We start from the raw sequence: 14,462 nt of genomic DNA on the forward strand, positions 1-14,462 counted from the left end.
GGCCGGGCCGAGCTGGTAGGAACGGTGGTCCATGCACGACACCCCCGACCCCCCGGCGGGCCCACCCGCGCGCCGCGGCCCGCTCGTCCGCATCCGCGGTCTCGGCAAGCGGTTCGGCGGCATTCCCGCGCTGGCCGGGATCGACCTCGACGTCCATCGCGGCAGCGTCCTGGCCCTGCTCGGCCCGAACGGCGCCGGCAAGTCCACCCTCATCCGGACACTCGCCGGGATCCACCACGCGGACCAGGGCGAGGTGACGGTGGCCGGGCACCCGCTCGGCACCGAGGCCGCCGCCCGCCGCATGGCCTTCATCCACCAGGACCTCGGTCTCGTCGAGTGGATGACGGTCGCCGAGAACATCGCCCTGATCACCGGCTACCCGCGCCGTCACGGGCTGATCTCCTGGCGGCGGACCCGGGAGCGCTGCGCCGACGCCCTCGCCCTGATCGCCGGGCACCTCGACGCCGACGCGCGAATCGCCGACCTCGCCGCCGCCGAGCGCTCGCTGGTCGCCATCGCCCGCGCGCTGGCGACGCGGGCGGAGCTCCTCGTCCTGGACGAGCCGACCGCCAGCCTCCCCGCCGCGGACTGCGCCCGGCTCTTCACCGTGCTGCGCACCCTGCGCGACCGAGGGCACGGCATCGTCTACGTCACCCACCGGCTCGACGAGGTCTACCAGGTCGCCGACACCTTCGCCGTCCTGCGCGACGGCCGTCTGATCAGCTCCGGCCCGCTCGCCGGCCACAGCCGCCGGCGCCTGGTCCACGACATCGTGGGCCGCGAACCGGTCAGCCACCGGGCCGCCCCGGTCGCCCCCGCCGAGGGCCCGGTGGTGCTGAGCCTCGACGCGGTGCGGACCACGAACGCCGGGCCCGTCAGCCTCAAGCTGCGCGCCGGCGAGATCCTCGGCATGGTGGGCCTCACCGGCGCCGGCCACCTCGACCTGGGCCGCGCCCTCGCCGGATCCCGTCCGATCCTCGGCGGGCGGGCCCTGCTCGACGGCCGACCGTACGCCCCGCACACGGTGGCCGGTGCCGTCGACTCCGGCGTCGGCCTGGTCACCGGCAACCGTCAGGAGGAGGGCTGCGCCGAGGAACTGACGGTGCGTGAGAACTTTCTGGCAAACCCCCGGGCGGGCAGCCGGTCGGCGCTGCACTGGATCAGCCCCCGGCGCGAGCGGGCCCAGGCCGCCGCCCTGATCGAGCGGTTCTCGGTGCACCCCCGCGACAGCGAGGCGCCGATCGCCACGCTGTCCGGCGGGAACCAGCAGAAGATCATGGTCGGCCGCTGGCTCCGGGTGCACAGGCGGCTGTTGATCCTCGAAGAGCCGACCGCCGGCGTCGACGTCGGCGCCAAGGCCGAGCTCTACCGCCTGCTCGGCCAGGCGCTCGCCGACGGCCTCGCGGTCCTGCTCGTCTCCACCGACTTCGAGGAGGTCGCCACCGTGTGCCACCGTGCCCTGGTGTTCGTCCGCGGGACGGTGACCGCCGAGCTGACCGGTGCGGCCCTCACCGTCACCGAACTCACCTCAGCCGCCTCGGCCATGCCTCCCGTCACCGACGGTGACGGCAACGGGCGTGCGACAGGCCGATGACCGTGCCGTCCTTCCGCCGATCCCCGCACGGCCGCCGGCACGGGCACCTGGTCGGCAGCTACGGCCTGCCGGCCCTCGCCGTCCTGCTGTTCCTGATCTTCTCCGTCGCGCTGCCGAACACCTTCCCCACCCTCGACAACGTCTCCTCGATCCTGTCCAACCAGTCGATCCCCGCCATCCTCGCGCTCGGTGCGACGATCCCCGTCGCCACCGGCAAGTTCGACCTGTCCATCGGCTACGGCCTCGGCCTCGCGCACGTCGCGGTGCTGCGGCTCATCGTCGACGGCAACTGGCCCTGGCCGCTCGCCTGCCTGGCCGTGATCCTGGGCGGAGCGGCCTTCGGGGCCCTCAACGGTGTCATCGTCGAGTTCGGGCGGATCGACTCCTTCATCGCCACACTCGGCACCGGCAGCATCCTGTACGCCTTCACCGGCTGGATCACGGGTGGCGCCCGGGTCCTGCCCGGCACAGGCGGTCTGCCGGTCGCCTTCACCGACCTCTACGACTCCACGTTCCTCGGACTGCCGGTGTCCGCCTCCTACGTGCTCGCGCTCGCGGCCGTCCTGTGGCTGCTACAGGAGCGGCTGCCGCTCGGCCGGTACCTGTACGTCATCGGCTCCAACCCGCGCGCCGCCGAACTCGTCGGAATCCCCACCCGCCGCTACAGTGTCTACGCCTTCGCCGGATCGGGCCTGGTCGTCGGTTTCGCGGGGGTCCTGCTCGCCGCGCAGCAGCAGATCGGCAACCCGAGCGTCGGCCTGGAGTACCTGTTGCCCGCGTTCGTCGGCGCGCTGCTCGGCTCCACCGCCATCAAACCCGGACGCGCCAACAGCCTGGGCACCGTGGTCGCCGTCGCCGTCCTCGCCATCGGCCTGGCCGGTATCGGCCAGCTCGGCGCCGACTTCTGGGCCGTGCCGCTGTTCAACGGCGCGACACTGCTCCTCGCCGTCGGCCTGGCCGGCTACTCCGCACGCCGCCGGCTGCGCGCCGGTGGCGCCGAGACCCGTGGTTCGCTCACGCCGCCGTCGACGGACGTGGCCTCCTCCCGGGACACGCCGTGAAGCGCCGTGCCGCGACTGTGCTGGCGGCAGTCGTGCTGGTCATGGCAGGCAGCGCCCTGGACGGATGCGAGCGCGGCGTGTCGACCGGGACCGGGGCCCCTGTCGCAGGGCCGTCGGGGGCCGGCTGCCCGGCCACCCTCGCCCGGGCGAAGGCGGACGTCCAGCAGGCCGAGCAGGCCGACGCCCCGTGGAACGGCCCCACCAGCGGCCCCGGGGCGGTTCCCGGCAGGACCATCGTCTACGTCGCCCAGACCATGACCAACCCCGGTGTGGCGGGCGTCGCCAGGGGCGTCATCGAAGCCGCGACGGTCATCGGCTGGAGCGTGCGGGTGATCGACGGACAGGGCACGCCCGCCGGCATCCAGGCGGCGCTCGGCCAGGCGGTGAACCTCCAGCCCTCGGGCATCGTCATCGGTGGCTTCGACCCGGGCCTGACCTCGCAACAGGTCGCGCAGGCCGACACGGCACACATCCCGCTCATCGGCTGGCACGCGGTCGAGGCCCCCGGGCCGAGCACGAACCCCCCGCTCTTCAGCAACATCACCACCAGCGTCGGGGACGTCGCGCGGCTCAGCGCGGACTGGGTCATCGCGGAGTCCAACGGCAACGCCGGAGTCGTCGTCTTCACCGACGACTCGATCCCGTTCGCCAAGAACAAGTCCCAACTGATCAAGGGCGAACTCGCCACCTGCCCCGGCGTGAGCCTTCTGGCCTCCGAGAACATCCCCATCCCGGACGCAACCGTCCGCACCCCCCAGGAGGTCTCCGCCCTCCTCGCCCGCTTCCAGGGCCGGTGGACGCACTCCGTCGCCATCAACGACCTGTACTTCGCCGATGCCGCGCCCGCCCTGCGCGCGGCCGGCCGGCCCGGCAGCGGCGCCCCGTACAACATCGGCGCGGGCGACGGCGACCCCTCGGCCTTCCAGCGCATCGACAGCAGGCAGTTCCAGGCCGCCACCGTCCCCGAGCCCCTCACCGAGCAGGGCTGGCAGATCGTCGACGAGTTCAACCGTGCCTTCTCCCACCAGCCCGCCAGCGGCTACGTCGGCCCGGTCCACATCACCACGGCCGCCAACAGCGGCGGAGCAACCTCCTGGGACCCGTCGGGCTACCGCCAGGCGTACCGGACGATCTGGGGCAGGTAGCGAGGGCGGTGCCGACGGAGCCCATGTGATCATTGCGCGTCAGTGCGGTCGTCGGTGAGGGGCTGCCGCCGGGCCTGCCCTTCAACTCGCCCCGGGCGGGCCCGGTGTGTGGGCCGGCTCCTCCCCGTCGGGGAGCCGTTGCGCGACGAGCACGGCGATGTCGTCGTCGAGGGCGGCGTCGCTGTACGCGATCAGGTCCCGGTGCAGGCGGTTCAAGAGCTCGCGTGGCGGCAGGGCGGTCCATCCGCGGACACGCTGGGTGAGCGGGTAGAAGGCTCCGGTGCGGTCGCGGGTCTCGGTCACGCCGTCGGTGTACAGCAGCAGTTGGTCGCCCGGGCGGAACGGCTCCACGTCGACGTGGTAGTCGCCGCCGAGCAGCACACCGAGGTTGAGAGGCGGAGACGGATCACGCGGGGCCAGTTCGCTGACCCGGCCCTGGTCGATGAGCAGGGGCGGGGGGTGACCGCAGTTGACGATGCGGACCACGGGCTCGTCGCCGGGAATCTCGGCGAGCACGGTGGTGATGAAGCGTTCCTCGCTGCCGGGGAGCTGGGCGGCTCGGCGGCTCATGCTCCTCTCCAGTCTGCGCGCTATCGCGGGCAGATCGGGCTCGTCGTAGGCGGCCTCGCGGAAGGCGGCCAGCATCGCCGCGGCCGTCTCCACCGCGAGCAGGCCCTTGCCCCGGACGTCGCCTATCAGCAGGCGCACACCGTGCGCGGTGCTCATCGCCTCGAAGAGGTCGCCGCCGATCCGGGCCTCCGCAGCTGCCGACAGGTACAAGGTTTCGATGCTGATGCGGCCCAGGAGGTGGGGGACCGGACGCAGCAGCACGCGCTGCGCCGTCTCGGCCACCGAGCGCACGGTGGCCAGGGTGCGCTCCCGGCGCGTTCGGTGGGCGGCCAGAAGGGCGCCCAGCACCCCGACCAGTGCCGTGGAGAAGTAGGTGGCCACGTAGTGGCGGTCCCACAGATAGCCCACGGCGCGGCCCGCACAGCACGGAGTGCCCGCCAGGATGCCTTCGAAGATCACGGCGAAGACCGTGATGGCGGCGACGAAGGCGGGACCGTGGGCGTAGGCGGCGACGACGGGCAGGGCGATGAGCAGAAAGCTCACCGGCCACTGCACGGGAGTGATCGGTTCCAGCGCGAGGATGACCGCGACGTAGATGGCCGGCAGCCAGCGTATCCATGCCGGCGGGGCGGGCACCCGCGGCTCCGTCCCGCCCGGCTCCGTCGCACGGGGCCGGGCGGCCCCGCCACGGCCCGGGAGCCTCACCGCACGCTCCGGTGGCGGGCGTCATCCGGTCCGTGATCCGCCTGTACCCACATACGTCAATCATCACGGCATACCAGCCACTGCCGCCCGCCGACGGAGTCGAGCCCGCGACGCGATCAGCCCGTGCAGTCCGGGCACAGCCCCCGGTAGGTGACCTCCGCCTGCGACACGGCGAACCCGAAGCGCTGCTCGGCCGGGAGGTCGGCGAGCGGGTTGCCCTGCGGGTGGACGTCGCGAATGGCGCCGCAGCCGGTGCAGATCAGGTGCTGGTGCGGGCGGTGCGCATTCGGGTCGTAACGCTTGGCGCGCCCGTCGGTGGACACCTCGACCACCTCGCCCAGGGTGACCAGTTCGCCGAGGGTGTTGTAGACCGTCGCCCGGGAGATCTCCGGAAGGCGCTCGGCCGCCCGGGCGTGCACCTCGTCGGCGGTCAGGTGCACGTGCTCGCCGTCCAGGACCTCGGCCACGACACGCCGCTGGGACGTGAGGCGCCAGCCGCGCCCGCGCAGCCGCTCCAGCAGGTCACTCATATCGGTTCACCTATTCAGGTCAAGGGGAGGATCGGAGTTTACCAATTCGCCTCCGGCGTCCTCCGGATCCCGATCGGATATGGCCTTGGTGTCTTTCTTGACTTGGATTCCGTCCATCGTAGGATCGGCTCCGGCGCTAGCCTGGGTAGCAGCAGCACGTGACTCCCGTCGCTGCCGTACGCAGCGGCGAGCAATGGCAACACGTGGCGCGCTAGGACCAGACAGCAGCAGTAGGTGCCGTAGGTAGCAGAAGAAGACACCGTGATCCGCCTTGTGAGGGAAGGATTCCCATGTCTGACATCCACGATGCAACCGGCGTAGAGGCGAAGGCGGAGGGCTGCCCGGTGAACCACGGGCGTGCGCCGCACCCCACCCAGGGCGGCGGAAACCGCCAGTGGTGGCCGGAACGGCTCAATCTCAAGATCCTTGCGAAGAACCCGGCCGTCGCCAATCCGCTCGGTGCGGATTTCGACTACGCCGCGGCCTTCAGGGCCCTCGACCTCCCGGCCGTCAAGCGGGACATCCAGGAGGTCCTCTCGACCTCGAAGGAATGGTGGCCGGCCGACTTCGGCTACTACGGCCCCTTCATCATCCGGATGGCCTGGCACAGCGCCGGCACCTACCGGATCAGCGACGGCCGCGGCGGCGCCGGCGGCGGCCAGCAGCGCTTCGCCCCGCTGAACAGCTGGCCCGACAACGCCAGCCTGGACAAGGCCCGCCGCCTGCTGTGGCCGGTGAAGAAGAAGTACGGGCGCGCCCTGTCCTGGGCCGACCTGATCATCCTGTCCGGCAACGTGGCCCTGGAGGGCATGGGCTTCCGGACCTTCGGCTTCGGCGGCGGCCGGGTCGACGAATGGGAGCCGGACGAGGACGTCTACTGGGGCCCCGAGACCACCTGGCTCGGCGACGAGCGCTACACCGGCGACCGCGAGCTGGAGAACCCGCTGGCCGCCGTCCAGATGGGCCTGATCTACGTCAACCCCGAGGGCCCCAACGGCAACCCGGACCCGATCGCCGCCGCCCGCGACATCCGCGAGACCTTCTACCGGATGGCGATGAACGACGAGGAGACCGTCGCGCTGATCGCCGGCGGCCACACCTTCGGCAAGACCCACGGCGCCGGCCCGGCCGACAACGTCGGCCCGGCCCCCGAGGACGCCCCGATCGAACAGCAGGGCCTCGGCTGGAGGAGCGCCTTCGGCACCGGCGTCGGCGGCGACGCGATCACCAGCGGTCTGGAGGGCACCTGGACGCCCACCCCGATCACCTGGGACAACAGCTTCTTCGAGACGCTGTTCGGCTACGAGTGGGAGCTCACCAAGAGCCCGGCCGGCGCGTGGCAGTACAAGCCCAAGGACGGCGCCGGCGAGGGCACCGTGCCGGACGCGCACGACGCGGGCAAGCGGCACGTGCCGATCATGCTCACCACCGACCTGTCGCTGCGCTTCGACCCGGTCTACGAGCCGATCTCCCGGCGCTTCCTGGAGAACCCGGAGGAGTTCGCCGACGCCTTCGCCCGCGCCTGGTACAAGCTGACCCACCGTGACATGGGCCCGGTGGTCCGCTACCTCGGCCCCGAGGTCCCCGGCGAGCACCTGCTCTGGCAGGACCCGCTGCCTGCGGTCACGTACCAGCAGATCGGCGCGGCCGACGTCGCCGACCTCAAGCGGCGGATCGCCGCCACCGGCGTGCCGGTGTCCGAGCTGGTCTCCACCGCCTGGGCGGCCGCCTCCTCCTACCGTTCCAGCGACAAGCGCGGCGGCGCCAACGGCGGCCGCATCCGGCTCCAGCCGCAGGCCGGCTGGGAGGTCAACGAGCCCGACCGGCTGGCCTCCGTGCTGCGCGCCCTGGAAGGCGTGCAGCAGGAGTTCAACGCACAGGCGGGCGACAAGCAGGTCTCGATCGCGGACCTGGTGGTGCTGGCCGGCGGCGTCGGCATCGAGCAGGCCGCCAAGGCGGCCGGGGTGGCCGTCGAGGTGCCGTTCGCGCCCGGCCGGGTGGACGCGCCGCAGGAGCTGACCGACACCGAGTCCTTCGCCGCGATGGAGCCCAAGGCGGACGGCTTCCGCAACTGGGTCGGCAAGGGCAACCGGCTGCCGGCCGAGTACCTGCTGCTCGACAAGGCCAACCTGCTGGGCCTCAGCGCGCCCGAACTGACCGTGCTGGTCGGCGGCCTGCGCGTGCTGGGCGCCAACCACGGCGGGTCCACGCACGGGGTGCTCACCGAGGCCCCGGGCGTGCTGACGAACGACTACTTCGTCAACCTGCTGGACCTGGACACCAGTTGGAAGGCCACCTCGGAGGACGAGCACACCTTCGAGGGCCGGGACGACTCGGGCCGGGTCCGGTGGACCGGCACCCGCGCCGACCTGGTCTTCGGCTCGAACGCCGAACTGCGGGCCGTCGCCGAGGTGTACGCGAGCGACGACGCCAAGGAGAGGTTCGTCGAGGACTTCGTCGCGGCCTGGGTCAAGGTCATGAACGCGGACCGCTTCGACCTCGTCTGATCCGCACCCGCGGATGACGCGGCGGGAGCCCGGGGCCGGCCCCAGGGCTCCCGCCGCGTGTCACCGGCCCGCGGCCGGGTCGGCTACCGACCCGACGCTGACCAGCCCGGTCTCGTACGCCGCGACCACCACCTGGGCCCGGTCCCGCAGGCCCAGCTTGCCGAGGATCCGGGCCACGTGCGTCTTCACCGTCGCCTCGGACAGCCGCAGCCGGGCGGCGAGTTCGGCGTTGCTGAGGCCGCGGGCGAGCAGTGCCATCACCTCCAGCTCGCGCGGGGTGAGGGTGCCCAGCTCCCGGTGCGGGGCGACGGCGGCGGCCGGATCGTCCGGGCGGGCGAAGCGCTCGACCAGCCGACGGGTGATCGCGGGGGCGAGCAGCGCGTCCCCGGTGCGGACCAGCCGGACGGCGGCGGCCAGGTGCTCCGGGGTGACGTCCTTCAGCAGGAAGCCGCTGGCGCCGGCGGCCATCGCCGCGTAGACGTAGTGGTCGAGGTCGAAGGTGGTCAGCATGATGATCCGCGGCGGCTCCTGCACGCGGTCCGCCAGGATCCGGCGGGCGGCCTCCAGCCCGTCCAGGCCGGGCATCCGGATGTCCATCAGCACCACGTCCGGCCTGCTGCGCCGGACGGCGGCGACGGCCTGCTCGCCGTCCTCGGCCTCCGCCACCACCTCGATGCCCTCCGACTCCAGGATCAGCCGGAACCCGGTGCGGACCAGGGCCTGGTCGTCGGCGACCACCACCCGCAGCGGCTGCTCGCTCATGAACTCTCCAGGGGGATCAGGGCCGTGACGCGGTAACCGCCGCGCGGCCGGGGGCCGGTGTGCAGGGTGCCGCCGTAGACGGCGAGGCGTTCGCGCAGGCCGAGCAGGCCGCGTCCGTTGCCGGTCGCGGCGGCGCCGGTGGGGCGGCCACCGGTGTCGGTGACCTCCACCCGCAGCTGCCCGGGGGCGTACTCGACGGTGACCGCGGCGTCCGCGCCGCCCGCGTGCTTGACGGTGTTGGTGAGCGCCTCCTGGACGACCCGGTAGGCGGCCAGCTCGACCCCGGGCGGGACGGGCCGGCGCTCGCCGCGGACGCTCAGTTCGACCGGCAGCCCGGCCTGACGGACGCCCTGGACCAGCGCGTCCAGACGGCCGAGGCCCGGCTGCGGACTGAGGTCGGCCTCGGCGGCCGGGGCGTCGCCGGTCTCCGAGTCGATGGTCAACAGGCCCATCACGTGGCGAAGTTCGGTCATCGCCGCGCGGCCGCCGGACTCCACCGCGGCCATCGCCGTACGGGCCTTGTCCGGGGCGGTGTCCAGGATCTTGCGGGCGGCCCCGGCCTGGATCGTCATCATGCTCACGTTGTGGGTGACGACATCGTGCAACTCCCGGGCGATGCGCGCCCGTTCCAGCTCGACCGCGCGCTGCAGCGCGGCCAGCTGCTCGCGCTCCAGGACGGAGAGCCGTTCGCGCCCCTCGTCCACCCGGCGGCGCCACATCCGCAGTTCGTAGGCGACCGCGAACACCGGCACCATGACCAGGACGGCGATCACCCCGTTGGGGAAGTGCGGCAGCTTGGCCGCGGCGAAGAGCACCACGAGCGCGACGGTCGCGGCCGGCAGGCTCAGCAGCAGGGCCGTCCCGCGGCGCCCGTAAGCGGCCGCGCTGTACGCGGCGACCATCACCGCCACGCCCGCCGAGTACGCGATGTCCTGTGACTGGTGCCGGACCAGCAGAGCGCCCGGCAGCACCGTCCACAGCACCGCCAGGGGGAAGCGGCGGCGCAGCACCAGTGGCAGCGGAACGAGCGGCACCGCCAGCAGCAGCCAGGGCAGGGTCGTCTCGTGCGGGCCGCCCGCGATGGTGGCGTAGCGCCCACTGGTGAGGGCGAGGAAGAGTGCGAGGGCCACGTCGAAGGCCCGGCCGCGCCGGGTCGGCCGGGGCGGGGGAGCCGCGCCCGGGCTGCCGCTCAGCCTTGCCGCTGCCGCGCGCAGCCGGTGCACCGTCGGATGGTTGATCACCGGGACATTGTGGGGGTCGGGAGCCCCTCGGGACAGCCCCGCGGGTGGCGGGCAGCCGGTACACCCGGCGACTACATCGGAAGGATGACGTCGGCGGCCGTCCGCCCGACGCGGTACGGAACGTGCCGCGGGCGGCGGATGCGGGAGCTGGCCGCCCGTTCGTACCTTCGTCCCCGTCACCAGGCAGGTAGCGACGAGGAGTGGGGTCATGAGCAGCGAACCGGTGATCGAACTGAGCGGGGTGAGCCGCCGCTACGAGGGTGCCCGGGCGGCGCTGGACGGGGTCACGCTGAGCGTGCGGGCGGGGGAGTCGGTGGCCGTGCTCGGCCCCTCCGGCAGCGGGAAGTCCACCTTGCTGAACCTGGTCGCGGGGCTCGACCGGCCGAGTGCCGGGACGGTCACCGTCGCCGGGGTGCGGGTGGACCGGCTCGGCGAGGCGGCCTCGGCCCGCTACCGGCGCGGCACCATCGGCATGGTGTTCCAGTTCTTCAATCTGCTGGACGACCTCTCCGTGGCCGACAACGTGGTGCTGGCCGGCGAACTGGCCGGCGTCCCGCGCGCCGAGGCCCGGCGCCGGGCCGGCGAGCTGCTGGAATCGCTCGGCATCGACCGGCACGCCCGCGCCCACCCGGGCCGGCTCTCCGGCGGCGAGCGCCAACGCGTCGCGGTGGCGCGGGCGTTGATGAACCGGCCGACGCTGCTGCTGGCGGACGAACCGACCGGTGCGCTGGACTCCGCCTCCGGCGAGGACGTCAAGGAGCTGTTCCGCGAACTGCACGAGGACGGGCAGACCGTCCTGATCGTCACCCACGACCTGACGCTGGCCGAGGACTGCGCCACCCGCACGGTCCGGATGCGGGACGGCCGGGTCGAGGCGGACTCGGCGGTGGCGGCATGACCGCGCTCGGGAGGGTGGTGCGGGCAGGGGTGCGCAGGCGTCGGACGCAGACCGTCGCGGTCGGACTCGCTGCGCTGGTGGCCACCACCTGCTCCGTCCTCGGCGGCTCGCTGCTGGTCGCCTCCCAGGACCCCTTCGACCGGGCCTTCGACGGCCAGCGCGGCGCCCACCTCACCGCGCGCTTCGACGGCACCCGGGCGGGCGCCGACCAGCTCGCCGCCACTGCGCACGCCCCCGGGGTGACGGCCGCCGCGGGCCCCTTCCGCACCGTCATCGTCGACCCCGAGCCCGGCCCCGGGGCGAACGTCCCGGTCGGGGCGGCGATGGAACCGATGTCGGTGGCCGGCCGCGCCGATCCCGCTGGAGGAGTCGACAACGTCGAGCTGCTGCGCGGTAGTTGGCCGAACGGGCCGGGCGAGGTGGTGCTGGCCACCGCGTACGGCAGCCCGGTCAGCGAGATCGGCGAAACGCTGCGCCTGCCCGCCCTGCCGGGCGCGCCGACACTCACCGTCGTCGGCTTCGCCCGGTCCGTCAGCCGCACCGCCGACGCCTGGGTGACGCCCGACGCCCTGACCGCGCTGACGGCGCCCGGCAGCACCCCCGGCTACGAGATGCTCTACCGGTTCGCCGACGCCGGCAGCACCGCCGCGATGGACACCGACCGGGCCGCCGTCGCGGCCACCGCCCCCGCCGGGTCGCTCACCGGCGCCCAGTCCTGGCTCACCGCCAAGCAGGGCTCGGACCGCAACACCGCGCTGTTCCTGCCCTTCATGGTCGCCTTCGGCCTGCTCGGGATGGCGATGTCGGTGCTGGTGGCGGGGAACGTGGTGGCCGGCGCGGTCGGCACCGCCACCCGGCGGATCGGCGTGCTCAAGGCGCTCGGCTGCACCCCCGCCCAGGTGGTGCGGGCGTACGTCGCCCAGGCGCTGATCCCGGCCACCGTCGGCACCCTGCTCGGGGTCGTCGCCGGCAACGCGCTGACCATCCCGGTGCTCGCCACCACCGGCTCGCTCTACGGCACCACCACCTCCGGCCTCGCCCCCTGGGTGGACGTCGCGGTGGCCGGCGGCACCCTGACCGCCGTCGCGCTGGTCGCCTGGGCGGCCGCCGCCCGGGCCGGCCGGCTGCGCACCGTGGACGCGCTCGCCGTCGGCCGTACGGCGGGCGGCAGCCGACGCGACGCGGTCGCCCGCCGAGCCGCCGCGCTGGCCGCCCGGCTGCCGCTGCCCCGGCCGCTGAGCCTGGGCCTCGCCCAGCCCTTCGGCCGCCCGGCCCGCGCGGCCGGAATGCTCGCGGCGGTGCTGTTCGGCACGGCGGCCGCCGTCTTCGCGGTGGGCATGGGCGGGACGATGAGCTGGGTGCAGGGGGCGAAGACGCGCGACGCCGGGGATCTCGTGGTGTACCCGATGCGCCCGGACGGCCCGCCCGGGGCGATGCCGGTGGCCAGGCCCGTCCCGGCCGACCGGGCCGTCGTCACCGCCGCGCTGGACGCCCAGCCGGGCACCGCCGCGTACTTCGGCGCCGGCACCGAGGACGTCACCGTCCCCGGGGTGGCGGGCAGCACCACGGTGACCGCCTTCGACGGTGACTCGTCCTGGGCGGGCTACAAGATGGTCACCGGGCGCTGGTACCGGGGCCCGGGCGAGGCCGTCGCCCCGGCCACCTTCCTCACCGAGGCCTCGGTCGGGCTCGGCGACCAGGTGACCTTCACGACCCACGGCCGGGCGGTCACCGTCCGGATCGTCGGCGAGGTCTTCGACCCGCACATGCAGACCAACGAGCTGTTCACCGACGCCGCCGGCTACCCGCCCGGAACGGCCCCGAGGCCGGACTTCTGGACCGTCAGGCTGAAGCCGGGCGCCGACCGCGCCGGGTACGCCACCGCCGTCACCGCCGCGCTCGCCCCGGCGCACATGACCGCCGACACCGGGGGGCCGCACGGCTCCAGCGACTCGATCGCCGCGCTGAACTCGCTCACCGCCACCCTGACCGTGCTGCTGCTCGTGGTCGCCGGGCTCGGGGTGTTCAACACCGTCGTCCTGGAGATCCGCGAGCGCACCCGGGACATGGGCGTCACCAAGGCGCTCGGCATGACCCCGGCGCAGACCGTGGGCGTGGTGCTCGCCTCGGTGCTCGTGGTCGGGGCCGTCGGCGGCGCGATCGGCCTGCCGGTGGGCCTGCTGCTGCACGGTGTGACGGTGCCCGCGATGGGCCACAGTGCCGGGCTGAACTTCCCGGCCTCCGCGCTGGACGTCTTCGGCACCCCGGTGCTGGTCCTGCTCGGCCTCGGCGGCGTGCTGATCGCCCTGCTCGGCGCCCTGCTCCCGGCCGTACGGGCGGCGCGGGCGCGGGCGGTGGACGCGCTGCGGGCGGAGTGACGGCGGCGGGGCCTGCGCGGGCGGGCGGGGCGGGCGCACACCCCGCCCGCCCCGCGTGGGCTCAGGAGCCCTGGTCCGTCTGCTCCTCCGCACGTTTCTCGGCCGCCCGGACCTGCTCGGTGAAGGTGTGCTCGTCGATCCGCTCGACCGACGCCCCGTGCCGGGCGGCCAGCTCGTCCGCCGGGGCCGGCGAGGCCTCCCGCACCTCCAGGGCCAGCAGCGACCCGCCATCCGGCACCCGGGGCGAGATCACGATCAGTGCGGCGCCGGCCTCGCTCGCGTAGTGCTCCTCGGCCGCGCTGCCCAGCGCCGCGCCCGCCGCGAAGCCGAGGAACGCGCCCATCGGCCCGCCCAGCAGCCCCACCAGGCCGCCCAGCAGGCCCGAGCCGACGGTCGCCACGCCCGCGCCCCGGCCGAAGGTGTCCTTCGCCTCCAGCAGGCCGTCGGCGCTGCGCTCCAGGGCCGCCGCGAACCGCAGGCCCGGCAGGCGCTGCGCCTCGTCGAAGGCCGGGCGCCAGGCCGCGGTGTCGGGGAAGGTCAGCAGGACGACGTTGTGCTGGTCGCTCATCGCACTCCGATCGGGCCGGGGCCGGTGGTGGCCGGGCTTCCATCGTGGCGCGCGGCGCAGGCGGCTGCCACCGCGGCGGTCTCAGGAGGTCTCGTCCTCAGGGCGGTTGAACACCGGTCCGAGATCCGCCGGGAGGCGCTCGACCAGCAGGGCGACGGCCTCCTCCGGGGTGGCCGCGGTGACGCGCTCGCCGGATTCGTGCCACCGGCCGACGAGGTAGCTGCCGCCTTCCTGAGGATGGGCGTTCGGGAGGCCCTGGTCGGCCCAGGGCTGCGTGGTCGACAGGCTGAAGTGCAGGTTGTAGTGGCTGGTCCAGGGAAACAGCCGGCGCAGCCGGGGTTCGGCGCGGGCGGCCCTGAGCAGGCGGACCAGGCCGTCGTTGTGGCTGCCGGGGCCGTGCTCGTGCTCCCGTGCGAGCCCCTCCCAGTTCAGGACGAGCTTTCCCAGCGGGCTTCCACCGCGGTCTCGGGCCCGATCGCCCGGGCGGCGGCCGTGTCCGGCAG

Annotated in this window: 12 protein-coding genes; 6 read left to right on the top strand and 6 right to left on the bottom strand. The window is 73.8% G+C overall.

Translation table 11 applies throughout. The features are described from left to right. Window positions 1-31 precede the first annotated feature (31 nt). The 3 genes from ACIRRH_RS29740 to ACIRRH_RS29750 are packed head-to-tail and all read left to right on the top strand — an operon-like array spanning window position 32 to window position 3,800. Window positions 32-1,594: a sugar ABC transporter ATP-binding protein gene (locus ACIRRH_RS29740; RefSeq protein WP_403073533.1), complete on the top strand. Its 1,563-nt coding sequence runs from the start codon at window positions 32-34 to the stop codon at window positions 1,592-1,594. Beyond that, the gene (locus tag ACIRRH_RS29745; RefSeq protein WP_403073535.1) at window positions 1,591-2,655 is read left to right on the top strand and encodes an ABC transporter permease; all 1,065 of its coding nucleotides are present in this window, start codon (window positions 1,591-1,593) and stop codon (window positions 2,653-2,655) included. The genes ACIRRH_RS29740 and ACIRRH_RS29745 overlap by 4 nt, the downstream gene beginning before the upstream one ends. Window positions 2,656-2,696: 41 nt before the next feature. Beyond that, entirely contained in the window at window positions 2,697-3,800 is a 1,104-nt protein-coding gene (locus ACIRRH_RS29750) for a substrate-binding domain-containing protein (RefSeq protein ID WP_403073537.1), read from the top strand. A gap of 81 nt (window positions 3,801-3,881) precedes the next feature. Here ACIRRH_RS29750 and ACIRRH_RS29755 read toward each other — a convergent pair whose 3' ends face one another. Together ACIRRH_RS29755 and ACIRRH_RS29760 are read right to left on the bottom strand one after the other, a co-directional pair. Next, a complete protein-coding gene (locus tag ACIRRH_RS29755) occupies window positions 3,882-5,006 on the bottom strand; it encodes a PP2C family protein-serine/threonine phosphatase (RefSeq protein ID WP_403073539.1) in 1,125 nt (374 codons plus the stop codon). Window positions 5,007-5,191: 185 nt separating this feature from the next. Next, window positions 5,192-5,605, bottom strand: a complete 414-nt coding sequence (locus ACIRRH_RS29760) for a Fur family transcriptional regulator (protein WP_224276918.1) — start codon at window positions 5,603-5,605, stop codon at window positions 5,192-5,194. 290 nt (window positions 5,606-5,895) lie between these two features. Here ACIRRH_RS29760 and katG point away from each other — a divergent pair, with 290 nt between their 5' ends. Then, a complete protein-coding gene (gene katG, locus ACIRRH_RS29765) occupies window positions 5,896-8,112 on the top strand; it encodes a catalase/peroxidase HPI (protein WP_403073541.1) in 2,217 nt (738 codons plus the stop codon). Window positions 8,113-8,172: 60 nt separating this feature from the next. On the opposite strand, the gene ACIRRH_RS29770 is transcribed toward katG, so the two are convergent. Beyond that, the gene (locus ACIRRH_RS29770; protein ID WP_403073543.1) at window positions 8,173-8,874 is read right to left on the bottom strand and encodes a response regulator; all 702 of its coding nucleotides are present in this window, start codon (window positions 8,872-8,874) and stop codon (window positions 8,173-8,175) included. After that, window positions 8,871-10,115 (bottom strand): sensor histidine kinase, encoded by a 1,245-nt coding sequence (locus ACIRRH_RS29775; protein WP_403073545.1) that lies wholly within the window; start codon window positions 10,113-10,115, stop codon window positions 8,871-8,873. Before ACIRRH_RS29775 ends, ACIRRH_RS29770 begins: the two co-directional genes overlap by 4 nt. 208 nt (window positions 10,116-10,323) lie before the next feature. Here ACIRRH_RS29775 and ACIRRH_RS29780 point away from each other — a divergent pair, with 208 nt between their 5' ends. Next, the gene (locus ACIRRH_RS29780; protein ID WP_403073547.1) at window positions 10,324-11,013 is read left to right on the top strand and encodes an ABC transporter ATP-binding protein; all 690 of its coding nucleotides are present in this window, start codon (window positions 10,324-10,326) and stop codon (window positions 11,011-11,013) included. Next, window positions 11,010-13,391, top strand: a complete 2,382-nt coding sequence (locus ACIRRH_RS29785; RefSeq protein WP_403073549.1) for an FtsX-like permease family protein — start codon at window positions 11,010-11,012, stop codon at window positions 13,389-13,391. Before ACIRRH_RS29780 ends, ACIRRH_RS29785 begins: the two co-directional genes overlap by 4 nt. 61 nt (window positions 13,392-13,452) lie before the next feature. Here ACIRRH_RS29785 and ACIRRH_RS29790 read toward each other — a convergent pair whose 3' ends face one another. Together ACIRRH_RS29790 and ACIRRH_RS29795 are read right to left on the bottom strand one after the other, a co-directional pair. Beyond that, window positions 13,453-13,959, bottom strand: a complete 507-nt coding sequence (locus tag ACIRRH_RS29790) for a histidine kinase (RefSeq protein ID WP_403073550.1) — start codon at window positions 13,957-13,959, stop codon at window positions 13,453-13,455. Between the two features lie 81 nt (window positions 13,960-14,040). Beyond that, window positions 14,041-14,406 (bottom strand): DUF6193 family natural product biosynthesis protein, encoded by a 366-nt coding sequence (locus tag ACIRRH_RS29795; RefSeq protein ID WP_403073621.1) that lies wholly within the window; start codon window positions 14,404-14,406, stop codon window positions 14,041-14,043. Window positions 14,407-14,462: the final 56 nt, after the last annotated feature.

The sequence above is a fragment of the Kitasatospora sp. NPDC101235 genome, assembly GCF_044767505.1.
Taxonomy (GTDB): domain Bacteria; phylum Actinomycetota; class Actinomycetes; order Streptomycetales; family Streptomycetaceae; genus Kitasatospora.